The 18,521-nt window shown below is 49.8% G+C and carries 19 protein-coding genes; 9 read left to right on the top strand and 10 right to left on the bottom strand.

The annotated features are described in order from the left end of the window. From LKE13_RS14485 to LKE13_RS14475, 3 genes are all read right to left on the bottom strand, one after another. Positions 1–834, bottom strand: a complete 834-nt coding sequence (locus LKE13_RS14485) for a PP2C family serine/threonine-protein phosphatase (protein WP_227952106.1) — start codon at positions 832–834, stop codon at positions 1–3. Then, positions 831–2,183, bottom strand: coding sequence for a serine/threonine protein kinase (locus tag LKE13_RS14480; protein ID WP_227952105.1), 1,353 nt, complete (start codon positions 2,181–2,183; stop codon positions 831–833). The genes LKE13_RS14485 and LKE13_RS14480 overlap by 4 nt, the downstream gene beginning before the upstream one ends. A 731-nt stretch (positions 2,184–2,914) precedes the next feature. Further along, entirely contained in the window at positions 2,915–5,419 is a 2,505-nt protein-coding gene (locus LKE13_RS14475; RefSeq protein WP_227952104.1) for a response regulator, read from the bottom strand. Positions 5,420–5,634: 215 nt separating this feature from the next. On the opposite strand from LKE13_RS14475, the gene LKE13_RS14470 reads away from it, so the two are divergent. Next, positions 5,635–6,000: a response regulator gene (locus tag LKE13_RS14470; protein WP_227952103.1), complete on the top strand. Its 366-nt coding sequence runs from the start codon at positions 5,635–5,637 to the stop codon at positions 5,998–6,000. A gap of 73 nt (positions 6,001–6,073) precedes the next feature. On the opposite strand, the gene LKE13_RS14465 is transcribed toward LKE13_RS14470, so the two are convergent. Continuing rightward, entirely contained in the window at positions 6,074–6,658 is a 585-nt protein-coding gene (locus LKE13_RS14465) for a carboxymuconolactone decarboxylase family protein (RefSeq protein ID WP_227952102.1), read from the bottom strand. 225 nt (positions 6,659–6,883) lie between these two features. Between LKE13_RS14465 and LKE13_RS14460 the strand changes: the two genes are divergently transcribed. Beyond that, complete coding sequence (locus LKE13_RS14460) at positions 6,884–7,231, top strand: antibiotic biosynthesis monooxygenase family protein (RefSeq protein ID WP_227952101.1); 348 nt, start codon at positions 6,884–6,886, stop codon at positions 7,229–7,231. Between the two features lie 15 nt (positions 7,232–7,246). Here the strand turns inward: LKE13_RS14460 and LKE13_RS14455 are convergent, their stop codons facing one another. From LKE13_RS14455 to LKE13_RS14445, 3 genes are all read right to left on the bottom strand, one after another. Beyond that, the gene (locus tag LKE13_RS14455) at positions 7,247–7,684 is read right to left on the bottom strand and encodes a VOC family protein (protein WP_227952100.1); all 438 of its coding nucleotides are present in this window, start codon (positions 7,682–7,684) and stop codon (positions 7,247–7,249) included. Between the two features lie 94 nt (positions 7,685–7,778). Beyond that, positions 7,779–8,600: a helix-turn-helix domain-containing protein gene (locus LKE13_RS14450; RefSeq protein WP_227952099.1), complete on the bottom strand. Its 822-nt coding sequence runs from the start codon at positions 8,598–8,600 to the stop codon at positions 7,779–7,781. Between the two features lie 89 nt (positions 8,601–8,689). Beyond that, on the bottom strand, positions 8,690–9,415 hold the full coding sequence (locus LKE13_RS14445; protein WP_227952098.1) for a carbonic anhydrase: 726 nt from the start codon (positions 9,413–9,415) through the stop codon (positions 8,690–8,692). 190 nt (positions 9,416–9,605) lie between these two features. Between LKE13_RS14445 and LKE13_RS14440 the strand changes: the two genes are divergently transcribed. Continuing rightward, a complete protein-coding gene (locus LKE13_RS14440) occupies positions 9,606–10,649 on the top strand; it encodes an alpha/beta fold hydrolase (RefSeq protein WP_227952097.1) in 1,044 nt (347 codons plus the stop codon). Here LKE13_RS14440 and LKE13_RS14435 read toward each other — a convergent pair. Further along, complete coding sequence (locus tag LKE13_RS14435; RefSeq protein ID WP_227952096.1) at positions 10,646–11,326, bottom strand: 5-formyltetrahydrofolate cyclo-ligase; 681 nt, start codon at positions 11,324–11,326, stop codon at positions 10,646–10,648. The two genes, LKE13_RS14440 and LKE13_RS14435, sit on opposite strands and share 4 nt — an antisense overlap. A gap of 160 nt (positions 11,327–11,486) precedes the next feature. Between LKE13_RS14435 and LKE13_RS14430 the strand changes: the two genes are divergently transcribed. From LKE13_RS14430 to LKE13_RS14415, 4 genes are all read left to right on the top strand, one after another. Then, positions 11,487–11,816 carry an ArsR/SmtB family transcription factor gene (locus tag LKE13_RS14430; protein WP_227952095.1) on the top strand — a complete coding sequence of 110 codons (330 nt, stop codon included), beginning with the start codon at positions 11,487–11,489 and terminating at the stop codon, positions 11,814–11,816. Positions 11,817–11,831: 15 nt separating this feature from the next. Then, positions 11,832–12,344, top strand: a complete 513-nt coding sequence (locus LKE13_RS14425; RefSeq protein ID WP_227952094.1) for an arsenate reductase ArsC — start codon at positions 11,832–11,834, stop codon at positions 12,342–12,344. A gap of 38 nt (positions 12,345–12,382) precedes the next feature. Next, positions 12,383–13,477, top strand: coding sequence for an ACR3 family arsenite efflux transporter (gene arsB, locus LKE13_RS14420; RefSeq protein WP_227952093.1), 1,095 nt, complete (start codon positions 12,383–12,385; stop codon positions 13,475–13,477). A 171-nt stretch (positions 13,478–13,648) separates the two neighbouring features. Continuing rightward, positions 13,649–14,260, top strand: a complete 612-nt coding sequence (locus LKE13_RS14415) for an NADPH-dependent FMN reductase (protein WP_227952092.1) — start codon at positions 13,649–13,651, stop codon at positions 14,258–14,260. Between the two features lie 3 nt (positions 14,261–14,263). On the opposite strand, the gene LKE13_RS14410 is transcribed toward LKE13_RS14415, so the two are convergent. Both LKE13_RS14410 and LKE13_RS14405 read right to left on the bottom strand, forming a co-directional pair. Next, positions 14,264–15,517, bottom strand: a complete 1,254-nt coding sequence (locus tag LKE13_RS14410) for a flavin-dependent oxidoreductase (protein ID WP_227952091.1) — start codon at positions 15,515–15,517, stop codon at positions 14,264–14,266. 9 nt (positions 15,518–15,526) lie between these two features. Continuing rightward, a complete protein-coding gene (locus LKE13_RS14405) occupies positions 15,527–16,294 on the bottom strand; it encodes a glucose 1-dehydrogenase (RefSeq protein ID WP_227952090.1) in 768 nt (255 codons plus the stop codon). A 198-nt stretch (positions 16,295–16,492) separates the two neighbouring features. On the opposite strand from LKE13_RS14405, the gene LKE13_RS14400 reads away from it, so the two are divergent. Further along, positions 16,493–17,797 carry a diguanylate cyclase domain-containing protein gene (locus LKE13_RS14400; RefSeq protein ID WP_227952089.1) on the top strand — a complete coding sequence of 435 codons (1,305 nt, stop codon included), beginning with the start codon at positions 16,493–16,495 and terminating at the stop codon, positions 17,795–17,797. A gap of 70 nt (positions 17,798–17,867) precedes the next feature. After that, positions 17,868–18,521, top strand: a complete 654-nt coding sequence (locus tag LKE13_RS14395) for a DsbA family oxidoreductase (protein ID WP_227952088.1) — start codon at positions 17,868–17,870, stop codon at positions 18,519–18,521.

Raw genomic sequence — 18,521 nt, 5'->3', positions numbered from 1 at the left:
TTATTCTTTGTCCTTTCTGGGCATATCGGTATCAGTACGGATGGCAATACATATCGTGCTGTCATCCCCACTGCCATTGCTGGAGACTTCTTCCAGCCAGGCTGGAAGCGCTTCTATTGTTTCTTCCCAATTGTTATGTGCAAGTGTGCGCAAATGTTTTATGGCTTCTTCAAAACCAGAGTTATCGCGAAACGATTTGGCGACGCCATCAGTTGCAAGAAGTAAAAAGTCAGGCCAACGTTGATCCCCTTGGTTCCACATTGTGGCTATCCTAAAATACTGGCCTGCATCATCTTGGCATAGAGAGTAGGTTTCTTCACCTTGCAAACCAACGTCGTCACGTAGTGGACGCTCTATGTTGCCGTCAGCGTAGCCGAGTAGTAAGTCGCCATCCCCAATTTGCAGCAAAATTGCAATGTTTTCATTCGCGGCAGCCGTAATCAGTGTTGTACCATAAGGTGTAAATGCAGAACGACTAGGGTAATGGCCTTCTTCTTCTGAAATAGGATTAGTGTCCAGATCAGCGATCACCGATGTTTGCCAGTGGGAAATAATTTCACCGACCAGCGCCCCCTCTATTTCGTCCTCGTCTGGCGTGTCGAGATGCCATGCTAATATGTCCGCGGCTCCCTGAGTTGCAAGTCTGGCACCAGTCGACGAGCGAAAATATGGTGCGGATCCATGACCGTCCGAAACCGCGGCGACAATTCGGGTCCCGATCCCTGTATCGGGCAGAAACATGACGGCATCTTGATTAGGACGGCCGGAACGAGAATGCGCAGCTCCTCGTACTGAGGCGCCAGCTATCTTCCAGTCAGGGCAATCAAAACTCATGAAGTAGGCTCCAGCATATTTACATCAGATATGGTGCCGATGGATTTACCAAATTCAATGGTGGTACCAGGCGCAATACGGACGGCTTGTCCTGAAGGGACGATATGCGACGTTCCCTCGGGAAGGGATACCCGCCATGGTGCGTTGGTCAAATTGCGAAGCCCTATTAAATTAGCCCGAGTGGGGTGAGATTCAACTTTTGCCATAATAGTGGTCGCATCATCGGCACTATCTAGGTGTTCGGCGCGGATTTCTTGCCCAATATTCAAGACAATGATGCGAGATCCAAGTAATAAAATAGGAGAATATTCCGGGGCTTCTCCGCAACAAAGGCATTCACTAGGTGCGGTGGGTTTTTTTAGTTCTATTGATATGACATGTTCAAAACTGCAATCGTGACAGATATGAATTGAACCTGGAATGAGGTTTAAGATATTCATCCATTCCGTTTCAAGCACCCGCAAAGATGGGTCGTGAAGCCCGACCGTAAATGAGCGAATAAATAGCTGCCGCAAAGTATGAGGCAGGCTTTGCCACCGTGCAACAATCCAGTCATGCACACCGTCAACGGGCCCGTTTTCATCTGTATCTGGATCAAACAGGAAAATAGGATTGGTGCCATAAAGAGACATTTCTAACTCAGGATTCAAGACACTGATATCGTTTTCTCTGCGACCGTCAAGCGGGTGCCATCCGAAAATGGAATAGAAAAACAAAACAGCCATTGAAAACAGATCGGTGCGGCTGTTTGGCAAGGATTCTCGGCGAACGACTTCCGGCGCCATAAATTTTCGTGTGCCATAAATACTCGCGTCGGCACCATCTATATTTACATTGTCATTATCGCAGATGAGAATACGCGCCGTATCTGGATTAACAAATATATTGCCAAAATTTATATCCTGATAACAGAAACCTGCAGCATGCAGTTCAAAGAAACTATGGGCAAGTTGTTGGCAAAGAATAATTCGGCTGGCAAGAGTTAACTCTAGACGATGTGGTGGCGGCGAGATCAGGTCGCGAATGCCTCTGAAGTCGCTTTTCCGCAACGGCATAATATAACCAAAGCTACTATTCCCGGGGACTTCGACAAGGTCAAGGGGCCAAAGAAAATCAGTTGTCGGGGCGCCCCGTCTAACGCCACGTTCCAGCCGCAACCTTAATCCTGTATCAATTTCTGTGTAGTGTTGGTGATACCACTTCAGGGCAAAAGGCAGACCATCAACAACGACATGGTAGACTTCGCCCTGTCCGCCTGCCCCAAGTAACTCTCCAATGCGTCCTTGTCTTCCGCTCAAAGTAGCGAAGGACTGACCTGACATTACCGCCCCAGCCGCGGGAACTTTCATACCGCGCCTCCCCTTCTAATATTTTCGTATGGAAGGCGTCAAAGCCAACTCCATTCATGATAATATATTCATACGAAGATATCCTTGGCAAACTTAATGATCTAAGTTGCTCATATTTTTGGTCAGGAAAGTGCAAATAATCAACGACTTACTTAAAAAAATCACCGTATTTCGCTCAACAAATTTAATTGTTTGATAGCCCTTACCAAGCGAATGTAGCAATAAGTAAAACGGCATAAATTAGCAGTTTGCAATCAATTGAAAACCCACCGGACTGTATAGGATTAACCGATTCAAGGAGGCAGTGTTGCCCTAACTCCTTGAAATAATTACATCTGAAAAAACACGACGGTATCCCCGACTCTCCGCCACAATTCCTTCAGGTCGAATTTTTAATTCCCGCTAATTGTTGCTAATTATATAAAACGCGGATGGCAGTTGCACTTCCTTTGAACTCAAAATGCGACGGCGAATAAGAGTAAATCTCAGATGCAACTAAACCAATTCGGTTTCCTTTGAATGCATTAGAATCTTTGTAAACTCTTCAGCGGGCATAGGTTTATGGAAACAGTACCCTTGATATTTTTTGCACCCGATTGATTGATGAAAGAAGAGCCGGTCTTATTTTCTACGCCCTCGGCACAATGGGTGACAATAACCTCAAACCCTACCTCTTCGGTAACATCCTTGATAGGCTGCTGACGGCAATGTCGTCATCGATAATGAGAATTTTACTGTCCATCAAGTCCACTAACTTCCAAAAATTTTGACGGCGGATCAAGCAGAGCCCTCACCATTTTGGCCAGATCATCCAGTTGAAAAGGTTTGCTAATCAGATTTTTAGATTGACTGATTTCATTATCTCGAAGAACCGCGGCTTCAGAAAATCCGGAGGTAAAGAGCACCTTGATCGTCGGGAATAGCGCTGTGGCCTTTTTCGCCAATTGCGGGCCCGAAATACCCCCTGGCATGACGATATCGGTAAACAGCAGATCAAAGGATTGTTCAGAAGTTTGCAGAAGTTGAAGCGCCGATACTCCATTTTCTGCCTCACATACGTCGTATCCCAAGTCTTCCAGCATTGCAGTGCTGATAGCTCTTACATCCTCATCGTCCTCTACGACCAAAATGCGCTCCCTGCCTCCCACATTTATGGTGTCGACGTCTGTTTCAAGATCGCACCCCGTCATCAACGCACCGCTTCTTGGGAAATACATCTTCACGCTTGTACCAACATCAACCTCAGAATAGATGTAAACATGGCCATCGGACTGTTTCGTAAATCCATATACCATGCTCAATCCAAGGCCGGTTCCCTCACCTACTTCCTTAGTTGTAAAGAAGGGTTCGAATACTTTTTCCAACGCAGATTTTTCGATACCGGTTCCCGTATCGGTAACCTCGATCAAAACAAAATCTCCAACTTGCATGTTATATTTAGTATTCGCTGGCTTTTTGGTGAAAGTTACGTTCTTTGTCTCAATTGTGAGTTTCCCCGCTCCCCCCATTGCGTCGCGAGCATTAACACAGAGATTGAGAATGGCGGATTCTAACTGGTGTTTATCCAAATCCACTAGCCATAGATTTTCATCAATAGATATTTCCAGGTCAATCATTTCACCAAGAGTGCGCCCCAACAAATCCTCCAGGCCAAACACCAGATCGTTTATATTAAGCACCTCGGTCTCTAACGCCTGCTTACGCGAAAACGCGAGAAGCCTTTTGGTCAGCTGAGCTCCTTTCTGAGCTGCGTCTGCGGCAGATTTAGCTCTGCGGGCATTTTTCTGATCGGCATCTAATGCACCTTCAAGGAGCTGTAAATTGCCCAGAATGACTGTGAGCAGATTATTAAAATCATGAGCCAATCCTCCGGTCAGTTGTCCAACGGCTTCCATTTTTTGCGCCTGTCTGAATTGAGCTTCAGCAATCCGTTGCTGGGTAACATCCTGCATCGACACCACAGCTCCCAGCTTGTTATTGTTATCATCAAACAGGGCCTGACCTTTCGCGACTATATGTCGTGGCAACAGGCCTTTTGGCGCAATAACCATCTCGGCGTTTTCTACACGCTCACCATTAAATGCGCGAAACAAAGGGATTTGTTCTTTTTCAAGGGGCGTCTCTCCATCTGCCTGGAAGAGATCATAATGTTCACCCCATTCTTCAGGCGGTATCGATTTTTTATCCAAGCCATGGAAACTTCGCGCGGCCGAATTGAATAGTGAAAGATAGCCGTCGGCGTCACAGGCCACTATACCCTCTTGAATATTCTCAAGAACAGTATCGAGGAAAGTAGTATTGCGCTGAAGTATATCCGCTGTTTTTTTCTGTTCAGTGATCACTTCATTAAACAGGATGATGCCGCCAATTTCTCCCTCTGAATTATGCCAGGGATGCAATTCCCGTCGCGTCCATTCTATTGATCCGTCCTTACGTTTAAAACAGTCGTCTTCATGCTTGATGATTTCTCCCGCAAGGCACCGCCGATGATCTTCCTTCCAGAAATCTGGTACGTCTGGAATAACGTCATAGTGAGATTTGCCAATGATTGTCTCTTCTTCGAGATCGTAGATACTGGACCATCTCTGGCTGGCCATGATGTAACTCATATCCTTGTCAACCATTGCGATTGCCGCCGGGGCATGTTCAATAAATAGCTGCATCTGCTTCTGAGTGGCTTCGAGTTTTATTTCAGCATTGACCCTGCTTTCTATCTCGGATTTTACGACACCTGTGGCTAGTCGCATCTCAAACGCGCCGATAACGATATCAGCGAGTCCCTGAAGGAGTGTCTTTTCCTGATCAGTGAGAGGCGGCCTCGGCTTATAATCAAGAAGACATAAAGTCCCTATCTTGTGGCCATTCGCAGCCTTTAACGGGGCGCCGGCATAAAACCTTATTTTTGGTTCATCGACAACAAGTGGGTTATCACGAAAACGCTCGTCTTCGAAAGCGTTTGGAATAACCAAAACATCTTCCTGCAATACGGCATGTCCACAAAACGCAACATCACGATCGATTTCTGCCTCTGTCTCCTGGAGCCCAATTCTGGACTTAAACCATTGACGGTTTTCGTCAACGAGTGAAACAAGAGCAACAGGGACTTGAAACTGCTTTGCGGCCAATTTGGTAATATCGTCAAAACATTTTTCAGGCTGGGTATCGAGAATGGCAAAACGCCTTAGCGTTTTAAGGCGCTCTGACTCTTCTTCATGCTTATTCGCAAATATCGTCATTTTGCGGCCTTACTCATTTTATAAATGTTGCGGTCAGGTTGACCGGGTATCTATCTAGCTTTTGCCCATTCGAACTCTGCATTATCAATTCAGTTGGTTAATATTGTCTTGAGGTATTCCAGCAAGCACATTTCAAATACCCTTTATGTAGGAAATAGCATATTATCCAATCAGGATAGTCGAGTAGAATGAGCGGCACGATACAGGGGGACTGAATGCCTGCTATATTAATTATCGATGATGATGACGCGGTTAGATTGCTTTTGGAGGACGCGCTTACTGAAAGCGGCTTTGACGTTGTTTCGGCTCCGTCGGGTGTGGAGGGTGTTGAAATTGCTCAAACAGAACATGTTGATGTCGTGATTACAGACATTTTGATGCCGGATAAAGACGGCCTGGAAACCTTGATGGAGTTAAAAAAATCCTGCCCCGATATAAAGGTTCTGGTAATATCGGGGAGTGGTGAATTTTTAGAAAATTCTTTTCTGGAAATGGCGAATAAACTTGGAGCGGACGCGTCCCTTGCGAAACCCTTGGATATAAAACAACTCATAACAACAGTTTCTGATTTGGTAAGGTAACAAGAGTAAATTTAACGTCTACCAAGTGCGGCTCGACACCAAGTTTCCAACGCTAGGTTAATTGTGTACCCTGCTATTCTGGAAAAGGCAGTTCGCCAGTTTCAGGCAGCGGGACGTTAAACGCGTTGAGGGTCAGGGATACAAGATGATAATAACCGATAATCCCCACGAGTTCGACTACCCCTTGCTCTCCAAATAGATTAATAGCACGGGTATGAGTTTCGTCGTCGACTCGGCCATCCCTAACCAAAGCGACGGAATAGTCATAGACCATGTTTTCCTTGTCTGTATCGCCGCCGGGCACCGATGAAAAATCAGGACGGTTTCCTGCCTTTAGCGTATCAATGGTCGCTTGGCTGTGTCCTGCCTCAATTGCGAGCCTTGCATGAAGGAACCATTCGACCTGGCATTTGAATTTTCGAGCGGTAACAAGGATTGCAATTTCTGAAAGACGGGCACCAAGGCTGGTCCTGAAGCGGCAAAACTCACCCAGCTTCTGTGCTGGATCGATGAGAGCAGGACTACGCAGCCATGCATTGAATGGCCCCTTCATGCTCCCTCTGGGGCCCGCCATTATATCCTCATAAACGACTTTTTGCTGCGGTGTCATTTCTTCGGGTTGAAGGGGGGCGAGCCGGCTGACAGGTTGTTCACTCATGTTCTATTTTCCATTTTATTCGAATATATTGCTTTCATACCAGTAACCCTTTCGCCAAACTAATGTTTTGTCGAAGGATGAAGCGAATATCACTTAAAATACTCGCATCCTGTTTCCCTATTAGGAAGTATTTTCGGGCTAACCCGTTTTGAGGTTATTTTTTATGACTTGCGCCCTCTCACAGTGGTTTCGTATTCTGCATTAGTCTTAGAAAGGTTGCGAATTATGATTGCTGTCATATTTGAAGTGTATCCGCATAAAGAGCATAAACAGCAGTACCTGGATATTGCGGCAAGCCTGCGCCCGACGCTGGAAGAAATAGACGGCTTTATCTCGGTCGAGCGATTTCAAAGCCTGACGGATGAGTCAAAAATTCTTTCCATCTCTTTCTTTCGCGATGAAGCGGCAATAGAGCAATGGCGTAACATATCGGCGCATCGCAATGCCCAGACCATAGGACGCGCAGAGGTATTCAAGGACTATCGAATACGTATTGCCAGTGTCATTCGCGACTATGGTATGAATGATCGGGATCAGGTCCCGTTAGACAGCAAGGCAAAACACGCGGATTAGCCAAGCTTGCGGCGCCTAGCCCCCCATCGCATCATAGCGGCGCTGCATTTCTTCCGGTTCAACCTCTTCAATTGAATGACCGATAATCCAGTTATGGCCGAAGGGATCCCGGATCGTGCCGGAACGCTCCCCATAAAAGGCGTCTGCGGCCTCGCGGATCACAGTTGCACCTGCGGCGGCGCATTTAGAGATAAGCGCGTCCGCATCATCGACATGAAGATGTATCGATACACCGTTCGGCGCCTCCGTGCTTGGTGCATGGATATCGAATTCGGGAAATTCGTCGGACAGCATAATCACTGTATTGCCGAGCGATAACTCGATATGGCCGATCCGTCCGCCCGGCTCAACAAGGCGGAATTTCTCGGTTGCGCCGAAAACATCTTTGTAAAAGGCAATAGCTTTTTCGGCATTCCTGGCGCGCAGGTAGATATAGACTTCATGAATTGACATAAGGGGCCTCCTGACTTTCTGTAATTTTCCTGCCAACTATGCTGTAAGTAGGTTTCGCAGTATTGAATATTTTTGACCTGCCTACGGCGCTCCGTCAGGGCAAGGGAATATGGCGGGGAGCCGTTGGGGCGGCTTTGCGATAGGCGCCCGGCGTGAGGGAGGTAAATGCCTGAAAATCCCGGTTCAAATGCGCTTGATCGGCATATCCCTCGTCAATGGCGAGAGCGGCCCAGCCGATGTTGGGTTCTGACTGTATTCGATCCAGGATGCGGCCAAAACGCAAGACGCGACAGTATGTTTTGGGCCGGAGGCCTACCGTCTCTGTAAAGAGCTTGGTAAAATAACGATGGCTGAAGCCACTTTTCTCAACAACCTTCCCAACTGGGGATGACAGGCGGAATTGCTCCAGCGAATGCATAATTAGCGGATGAATGCCTTGCATCCGCGGCAGGCGGATCAAGAGATATCCCTCAATAATTGACAGGCGCTCTTCGAGATTTAGCGTTTCCTGCAACCGGGTCCGGATTTCATCAATCTGCGCGTGCGACCAGATATCGTCTATCCTTGTATGCCGTTCTGCGAGATCAAGGGCCGAGACACCCAGCATAAGCTCTGCCGCGCCGGGTCGCAGCATGATGCCGACCGTGGGCTCGCGGTTTGAGGTGGCCTTGATGTAGGAGCCTGCGCGCGGGCCACCGATCAGGGCATTTCCGATATCCTGAGCCGTTGTATCATCAGGAGCAGCATAGAGTTGCAGTGGCGTCTCCCCGAGGCGAAAAACTATATGGGTCGCGCCGGTCGGAAGTACAATTTCTTTCGCGGATGCCTTTGGATTGGACGGGACGGCGTCATCTGATGCCCATAGAAGATCTACGAACGGCGTCAGGTTGGGCCTGGGCGGTCGACTGAGCATCATGGTCCGATTACAACCTCCAATCCAGCAAAGCAAAGCTATTTTATATCAGCTTCGGCCTCAATAACAGAAACTGCGCATTCGGCCGATTACTAGATAAGGCCAATTTGTCCCGTCTTTAGATCATAAACGGCTCCGACGATATCGATTTTCCGGTCCGCGTAGTATCTGTCGACAATAGGTGTTGATTTTTTAAGTTGGGCCACCTGCATCCGGACATTTTCCGCAATGGCACTTTTCAGCAGGTCATCCGGTTTTTTTGTTTTGGCTTCGGCAACCGCCGGTTTGATAGACGAGATCAATTCTGGTAAATGGCCCGGAAGCTCCGCATTATCCCTGAGGACGTTAATTGCGGCGCTGACCGCCCCACAATTGGAATGCCCGAGCACCATAACCAACGGTGTGCCCAGAAACTTGACGCCATATTCAAGGGAGGCCAGCAAGTTGGTGCTCATGACGTTCCCCGCAACCCGCATGACGAAAAGATCGCCTGGATTCTGATCGAAGAGAAGCTCCGGTGCGACGCGTGAATCTGCGCAACTCAGGATGGCGGCAATCGGGAATTGCGATTTTGCCCGCGTGGCGCGTCCCGCGGAGAAATCTCGCTCATTCGGCCTGTTCTCTGCATATCGGATATTGCCTTCCACAAGTCGTGATAAAGCGAGTGACGGCGGAATGGCGTTGGCCGCGGGAACGTCCCCTGCCGCGAAGGCGTGCGACATACTGAAAGGCGTTATGGCCGCAAAGGCGCCAGCCTTCAGGAGGTGGCGCCGAGTGAAGGTAATTCCAGGTGAAGGTTTCCTCGGAAAATCGCACATATAGATACCCCTCACCTTATTGTCATTTTTAAGTATGTTTCAAAGACTTTTTCACATCATCCGAGTGCGGTCAAGGTGGGAAAAAGCCATGGATCCTAAGTCGGGCAGAGAGGGTCGTTGACAGGTGGTGTCTCGCGGGTGGTAGGATCAGACTTAATATTCGCGTCGAGCTTACTATTTGGGGAAATCCATGAATATCATGACAATCACCGAAAACGCCATCAAGACCGCACGGCATACGACGTTTTACCTTTCTGCCGGACCAGAGGATGGGCCCCTTATCATTTTTGTACATGGCTGGCCGGAATTATCGTTGAGTTGGCGGCATCAACTGCCCGCAATGGCAAGCCTTGGGTTCCGGGGAATCGCGCCGGATATGCGGGGCTATGGCCGTTCCGGCATTTATGATGAGCACGGCGCCTATGCGCAGGAAGAGGTCGTCACGGATATGATTGAGTTACTGGATAACCTCGGCCATGAAAAGGCGGTCTGGGTGGGCCATGACTGGGGAAGCCCGACGGTATGGAATATTGCGAGCCATCATCCGGATAGATGCCACGCGGTTGCCAATCTATGCGTTCCTTATGGATGCCTGGAGAGGGGCTGGGATGCCATCCTTCCCATGATTGACCGGGAACTCTATCCGGAGGAGGAATTTCCGGCAGGGCAATGGGAGTATATCCGTTTCTATGAAGAGAATTTTGCTCGTGCCTGCGCTGTCTTCGATGCCAATCCTTATAACTCGATGAAGGCTCTTTTGCGTAAAGGCAAACCCGGATTTACCGATAAACCTTCCCTCACCGCGTTTGTGAGAAAACAAGGCGGATGGTATGGCGGTGCGGAGGAAGCACCCGACCTCCCGCGCGATGACGATGTATTGAGCGAAGAGGAACTCAAGATCTATGCAGAAGGCCTTGTTCGTAATGGTTTTTTCGGTCCTGATTCTTACTATATGAATAATGTGGCAAACGCCGACTATGCCGCGACGGCATTGAACGAGGGGTATATCGATTTGCCGACGCTCTTCCTCCTCGCGGAATATGACTATACATGTGAATGCGTCCGCTCGCCCTTGACGGAGCCAATGAAGAAATATTGCAGCGACCTCACCATCCGGAATATCAAATGCGGTCACTGGATGGCGCAGGAAAAACCAAGGCAGGTCAATGCCGCCCTGACTCATTGGCTGGCAACGTCAGTGCCGGGTGCTTGGCCCAATGGTACTTCAGCTTAGTGTTCGCAGCTCATCACTTCGCCCCGCCCTGTCACAATCATATCCATCGGGATATCATATGGCTGAGGGAATATGCTAGATAGCTGGCTGTCCGGGTAACCGATGCCGATCACCCTAGGGCGCGGCTTTAGCGCCGCCAAGGTCCGGTCGAAATATCCGCCGCCATAACCGAGCCGGTAACAGTCCTTATCGAACCCCACCAGCGGCGCAATAACCACATGAGGTGTCACCTCGTCTGTATTGACAGGGGTCGGGATTTGCCAGATTCCGGGCTCCATCTCAGCGTCCGGCGTCCATTCGCGGAAAATCATCGGCTGCGCCTTGACTGTTACAACGGGAAGGGCGATGCGGACCCCCTGCTCCACCCATTTCTTCATTTGGCCGCGTAGGTCAAACTCCGCCTTCATCGGCCAGTACAGACTGATGATCATGCCGGCTTTTGGGGAAATAATCCTTTCTAGTTCTTCGGTAATGTCCTCAGCCAATGCGCGGCGGTCTTTTACGGAAAATTTTAAACGGGCGGCAATCAGTTCTTCGCGCTTGGCCTTGCGCCAGCGCGCGACATCAAGGGCCGCCTGCGTATCAATACCCATATATCCGTTGTCATATAGCTCAAGCTCATGCGCATAGCAGGGAGGTGATGCAAAGCCCGTCTTGATATCGTCGTTGTCCACCATGGCTCTATCCCTATCACAGAATTTATTTGCCCTATAATTCAATATAGAGTTGCTGGAAATTTTGCAAAGTGGCTAACTGAAATGCAATCGAATTCTGGTTACCCAGAAATGTAACAAAAATTACCTTGCGCGAATAAAAAATATCTAGTATTCAAGATATATGGATGAAAATACTACATTACGCGCCCTCGCGGCTTTAAGCCAGAAAACACGGCTTGATGTCTTCCGCCTGCTCGTCAAGGCGGGGTTCGAAGGGATGCTCGCGGGTGAAATCGGTGAAAGCCTTAATGTTCGGCAGAACACAATGTCGACGAACCTGTCGATCCTGATGAATGCCGGATTGATCAAGAATGAACGTCAGGGCAGAACGGTCCGGTATTTTGCGGATTATGATGCCATGCGCGGATTGCTTTCCTTTCTGATGGATGACTGCTGTAACGGGCGGCCGGAAATCTGTGAAGGTGTATTTGATGAAATAAGCTGTTCATAACATTAGGTGATTATAATGACTGAAGCGGTTTACAACGTTTTGTTTCTCTGCACCGGCAATTCTACACGGTCCATAATCGCGGAAGCCATTATGAACCGGATCGGACAGGGAAAATTCAAGGCATTCTCGGCGGGCTCCACGCCGAAGGGACGAGTGAATCCCCGTACAATTGCGCTGTTGAAACAGCTCAACCACGATACGGGCATTGCGAGATCAAAATCCTGGGATGAATTTGCAGGTCTTGATGCGCCGGAAATGGATTTCGTCTTTACAGTTTGTGATAACGCAGCTGGAGAGGTTTGCCCTGTCTGGCCGGGTCAGCCGATGTCGGCCCATTGGGGGGTGCCCGATCCAAAGGCGGCCAATGGAACCGAGGCGGAGATTAACCTCGCCCTTATGGACACTTACCGGATGCTAAACAACAGAATATCGATCTTCACTAGCCTGCCGATTGCAAGTCTTGACCGGTTGTCTCTACAGAAACATCTTGATGTGATTGGAACGCAGACCGATAAAGTGGATTCTTAAGTTATAGTTCCCAACCTATTATTTTAAGGAAGTAATACTTGTCCCAAGAAAATTTAGAAGAACACCTCAGCAAGGACAAAACGGTAGAAGCTAGCATCGGGTTTTTTGAAAAATGGCTCTCCATTTGGGTTGCTCTCTGTATAATTTCCGGTCTGCTTTTGGGGAACCTGTTCCCGGCCCTGTTTGAGACCATTGCCTTGTTTGAATATGCGTCCGTCAACTTTGTCGTTGCCGTCCTGATCTGGGCTATGGTCTATCCGATGATGGTCGGAGTGGATTTCGCCAGCCTGAAACATATTGGCGACCGTCCTAAAGGATTAATCCTGACGATAGTGGTCAACTGGCTGATCAAGCCTTTCACCATGGCGGCGCTTGGTGTGCTTTTTTTTGAGTATGTATTTGCAGACTTGATCGCACCAGAAGATGCGCAGGGCTATATTGCGGGCCTGATCCTTCTCGGTGCGGCGCCCTGCACGGCCATGGTGTTCGTTTGGTCCCAACTCACAAAGGGCGATGCGACCTACACTCTTGTGCAGGTCTCCGTTAATGATGTGATCATGATTTTTGCTTTTGCGCCGATAGTCGCCTTTTTGCTCGGCATTACCGATATCGTTGTGCCTTGGCAGACGTTGATCCTTTCCGTCGCGCTCTATGTGGTGATCCCGCTACTTGCAGGGGCTATCACGCGACATCTGTTGACCGGATCGAAATCGTCTCCCACGGCCTCGACGCGGGTTGATCAGTTTACGGCAAAGGTGAAACCATTTTCGGTTTTAGGATTGTTGGCGACGGTGGTTCTATTGTTTGGGTTCCAAGGGCAGGTTATATTGGAGCGGCCCCTCCTGATCCTGTTAATTGCGGTGCCACTGGTCATTCAATCCTATGGCATTTTCGCCCTCGCCTATGGTGCCGCCTGGGTGTGGCGTGTTCCGTTTAATGTCGCAGCGCCTTGCGCTCTCATCGGAACGTCGAATTTCTTTGAACTTGCCGTTGCCGTGGCCATCAGTCTTTTCGGCTTGAATTCCGGTGCGGCGCTTGCGACCGTCGTCGGGGTTCTGGTGGAAGTGCCGGTGATGCTATCCCTCGTCGCTTTTGCAAACCGGACACGCGGTCTTTTCTCCAGTTCGGATTAGGCGCGCGGTTTACTCTCGGTTGAGGATCATCTATTGCCGGTAAAAACTTTGCATTGTAACATTTATATTGGACGGGAGCTTTGGAACTGGCTCGTGCCCTTCGGCCCAAGGTGACCCTCCGGTGGGAAAATGATGAAATGCAATACCAGATGTTTTAAGGAATGATAACTTATGTCGGAAGTAAAAATAGGTATCATTGTCGGCAGCATCCGAAAGAAATCAGAATCTGGAAGAATTGGTAAATATATCAATTCTCTGGTTGATAATTTTAATGCAAATATAGAAGTTGAGTATTTTTCGCTGCGCGATCTTGATATTCCGCTCTGGAGTGAGGAAAAATGGGAAAGTGGTAGCGATCTCAAGGCGTTCTGGAAGCCTATTTCTGACCGCCTGAAATCATGCCATGGATTTGTCGTCATCAGTCCGGAATGGGCGGGCATGGTGCCGCCGCACCTCAAGAATTTTCTCCTTATGTGTGATGGCGGGGAATTGGCTCATAAACCCGCGCAACTCATCGGGGTGAGCTCGGGCATGGGCGGTGCCTACCCTGTCGCTGAGCTTCGCATGAGTGGTTACAAGAACAATTTCCTCTGGTGGATGCCTGATCACATGATCCTCCGTCAGGTGGAGGGATTGTTTATGAGCACTCCGCCGAGTGCGTTGGATGAGATCCTTACCGCGCGTCTCAACTACGGACTGGAATTTCTGATTGAAACAGCACAAGCGATACAGCCGGTCCGTGAGAAGGTACAGAACCTAAAGCTCTACAAGAACGGGATGTAAACGCTACTTCGTGGCTTTCAGGGTTTGCTTGTCAAATCCTGCGAGCTTTTTATAGGCGGTTGCAACTTCTTCCAGTATTTCCTTTGGAATGCAGCTATGGGTCGCCCCGCAACTGCCCGGACATTGATCCTTGACCATCTGCATGACCAATTCCGGTCCTGTTTGGCGATTGGCGAGGGAGATTTTCGCGGTTGCCTCCCGCCGCGCCTCTTCATAGGCGGTGAGCGCCGTTTCTACGTCTGATGCCTTCGCGAGCAAGTCGGCGAACGTCATTGCATCCAGCACCCCCTGAGAGACGCCATTGGAGCCGTTTGGATACATGGCGTGGGCGGCATCCCCCATCAGGGTCACCCGGCCAAAGGACCATTTAGGGAGCGGGTCGCGGTCAACCATCGGAAATTTATGGATCGAAAGGGCGTTCTCAAACAGCTTGTCGATATCCAGCCAGCCGAGATTCCAGTCCGCGAAATAAGGTTTGAAGTCTTCAAGCCGGCCTCTCTCGTTCCAGTCTGCGGCGCGTGCGGCCAGATCGGAGGGGATAAGCCGTTCCGCGATCCAGTTGATATAGGATTTGCCGCGTGTGGCACTTTCCGCGCGGATCGGATAGGCCACCAGCTTGAGATCATTATGTCCGGCCATGAACATGGAGCGCCCGTCGAGAAAGGGTTCCATCTCCGTCACGCCGCGCCAGAGCATCTGCCCGGAATATTTTGGCGGGCCCTCATTGGGATAGAATATCTCGCGCAAACGGGAATTGATGCCGTCCGCGCCGACGAGGAAATCACCTTGGGCACAGCCGACCTCGTCTCTCGTATGGCGGTCGGTGAAATGGGCGGTGACACCCTCCCCGTCCTGCTCGAAATGAGTAAAGTGATGTCCCGTGATGACATTTTCTGGGCCCAGACGTTCCCGTACTGCGTTAAGCAGAATCATATGAAAATCGCCGCGATGAATGGAGAATTGCGGGACGTCATAGCCCGCATTCAGCCCGCGAGCTTCGCGCCAGATGGTTTTTCCGTCCTGCGTATAATAGGCGAGGCTTGATGTTTTGATGGCAACTTTCTCGATCTCGTCCAGCAGCCCCAGATTTACGAGATTCTGAACGGAGTGAGGCAGGAGATTAACTCCGACCCCTAAAGGTTTGATTTCTTTTACAGCCTCAAAAACGCGCGCCTTTATTCCCTTTTGATGAAGGGCAAGCGCAAGGGTCAATCCGACCAGCCCTCCTCCGGCGATTATTCCGCTGAATTCCGTCATACAGTCTTCCTAGAAGCCTTGTGCGGTCATGCCATCGTCCACAGCGATTACAGAGCCTGTCATAAAATCGGAACCGGCCCCGGCAAGCAGCAATAGCGCCCCGTCAAGGTCGGCCGGATTGCCGACCCGGCGTCCCGGCAGCTTGGAAGTGAGGCGCTTGCCCGACTCTGTTTCCCAATAATCGCGGTTAAGTTCCGTCACAATATAACCCGGGTTCAGGCAATTGACCTGGATTTTATATCGGCCCCATTCATCGGCAAGCGCGCGGGTCATATGGGCCACCGCCGCCTTAGACATACAATAGGTGACGCTCTGTTTGAGCACTCTTGAGGCGGCGACCGAGGCGATGTTGATGATCTTGCCACCCTGACCATGACGGATCATGCTTTGCCCAACGGCCTGCGCGACAAAGAAAGCCCCTTTCCCATTGGTATCCATGACATAATCAAAATCTTCCTCGGTGACATTTTCGGCCCGACACTGAGCGCTGACACCGGAATTATTTACGAGAATATCTAGGGGGCCGAGTTCTGTTTCCGCAACATGAATGGCCTCCTGTATGCTCGCGACATCGGTCACATCCATCCGCACCGGCAATGCCCGCCCATCAAACGCCGCAATTTCCGCCGCCAGCGCTTCCAGCCTCTCTGTCCGTCGGGCGGCAACAGTCACTTTTGCGCCAGCCTGTGCAAGCGTTAGCGCAAACTGTCGGCCCAGGCCGGACGAAGCGCCTGTTACAAGCGCGTGCTTCCCTTCAAGATTATGCGGCGATGTCATACAAAATATCTCCTGATTTGCATTTGTTCTTTTTGTTTCCCCCAACCATATGATTTCCCGTCCCAAGCGCAAAATCAAGGTTCCATTTGCTTATCTGGCGGTGCATCCGGCGGGGTTGGCGGAATTTGGGGGAAACTCACGTTATTTTAAGAAATTTCGTGTCAAACTGTCCGCTCGTATTTTTTGGAGAAAATGAGTATGCGTTACGCCGCAAATCTTCTGGTTGTCTCAGACAGCTCGGCAAATAACATAGAACCCTGCCTGATTGAGGCAGGGTACCGCATTACACGTCTGTCATTTTTGGAGATGTTTGAGCAGGAATTTGGAGATCAATCGTTTGACCTTATTCTGATCGATGGTGAAAACAATGCCGCCAACGTGAATGTGAGGGATATTGCCAAAATGGCGGTCGAAAACTCTTTTCCTACCTTATTGATTGGACCTGCGGACTTTAAATGCCGGATACAGACCATCTCTCCGGGCTTTTGCGATCTTGAATTGATCAAACGTGTGGCCTCTCTTGTGCGGCTGGAAACGATGGAGCAGGAACTTGCGCGGCGTTTTGCGATCACTGAAAGTTATGGCGTTGATCTATCGACCGTTACTGCCCCTGAAACGGATATCGGAGAGGCCAACATCCTGATCGTCGGCAACAAAACGGTTGTGTTGGGTAATATTCTCCTGCGGCTCGATACGCGAACCAATATCCATATCTGTAAAAATCCGGAAATGGCGATTGAGGATCTCCGGTCAAAGAATTTTGACGCCGTTATCCTCTCCGGTGTTGGTCATGGGGATAGTAATCTCCGGCTGTGCAATGATATTCGGGCGGACACAAAGCTTTATAACCTGCCTGTATTGATGGTTCTGGAGGAAGCAGAGAACCGCCGCGCCGCCTTTGTTCACGGCGTGTCAGACGTTATCCTTCATGAGACGGAAATGGATGCGTTGATTAACAGGGTCGCTCTGCAAATACAACAATATCGGTATCGGTTTGCCATCCAGAAATTATTCAGGGTCGCCAAGCCACATCCCGTCGCGGATGGCCCGACAGACCTCTATTCCAGTGGTTTTATGCGGACGCATCTGCCTGTTATGTTTCAGGATCATGCGGCTCAGCACAAAGTCCTGAGCGTGGCGACCATCATGATTGAGAACCTTGATGGCGTAAGGGAGCAGCATGGATATCCTTCCGCGGATCAGCTTCTTCGGCAGATCGGATCGGCCCTTTCCAATCTTGTCAGGGGAGAGGACTTTTGTAGTCATCTCCGACCCGGACATTTCTTGGTTGCCCTTCCCGGTACCCGGAAGGTAGAGGCCCTTATCGCCCTCAAGCGAGTGGAAGGAGTGCTGCGTGCGACTGAATTTGCGCTCCCGCAGCTCACGAATCCGATCCGCGTGGAAACGCGTGTTGGGCTTGCAGAAGTTATGCCCAACGACAATATAGAAGATGTCGTTGAGCGTGGATTGTCCGCGGGCCTAAGCGAGGAAAAAGCCGCGTAATATCCACATATTGGACCGATCGTTCCAATTGCCCCTTGAATGGACCTATCGGTCGCCCTATAGTCAGGGTATGAAAATAGATATTGTCTCCGATACCGTGTGCCCTTGGTGTTTTATCGGCAAACGGAAACTAGAAGCCGCCCTTGCTGCACGTCCCGATCTTGAGGCGGAGATCAATTGGCACCCCTTTCAGCTCCATCCCGACATGCCCGAAGGTGGTGCGGACCGGAAAGAATTCACCGCCCGAAAATTTGGAAGCCCCGAACGTGCAAAGGAGCTTTATGAAAACATAAAGGTCGCGGGACAAGATGTTGATATTCCTTTTAATTTTTCAAAAATTGAACGAAGCCCGAACACGCTCGACTCGCATCGGTTGATCCGCTGGGCGAGTTCTGCCGGATGTCAGGATGCGCTTGTTGAAATTCTGTTCCGCCGATTTTTTATCGATGGCGAAGACATCGGGGACCATGCTGTTTTGATTGACGCCGCGGAAGAGGCCGGCATGGACAAGACATTGGTCGCGGAGCTGCTTGAAAATGGCGCTGATCGTGAGTTGGTAAGTCAAGAGGATATGCGAGCCCGCCAGATGGGTGTGTCTGGTGTCCCCTTCTTTATCCTAAATGACAAATATGCTGTCTCGGGGGCTCAGGATCCTGCGGCCTTTCTCGCCGCGTTTGACAAAATCGCAGATGAAGCCGAAAACTCTTCGGATGCGCCTGAATAA

The organism is Sneathiella sp. HT1-7 (assembly GCF_020731145.1).
In the GTDB taxonomy this organism is placed as follows: domain Bacteria; phylum Pseudomonadota; class Alphaproteobacteria; order Sneathiellales; family Sneathiellaceae; genus Sneathiella.
This window is presented reverse-complemented; position numbering and strand designations above follow the sequence as displayed.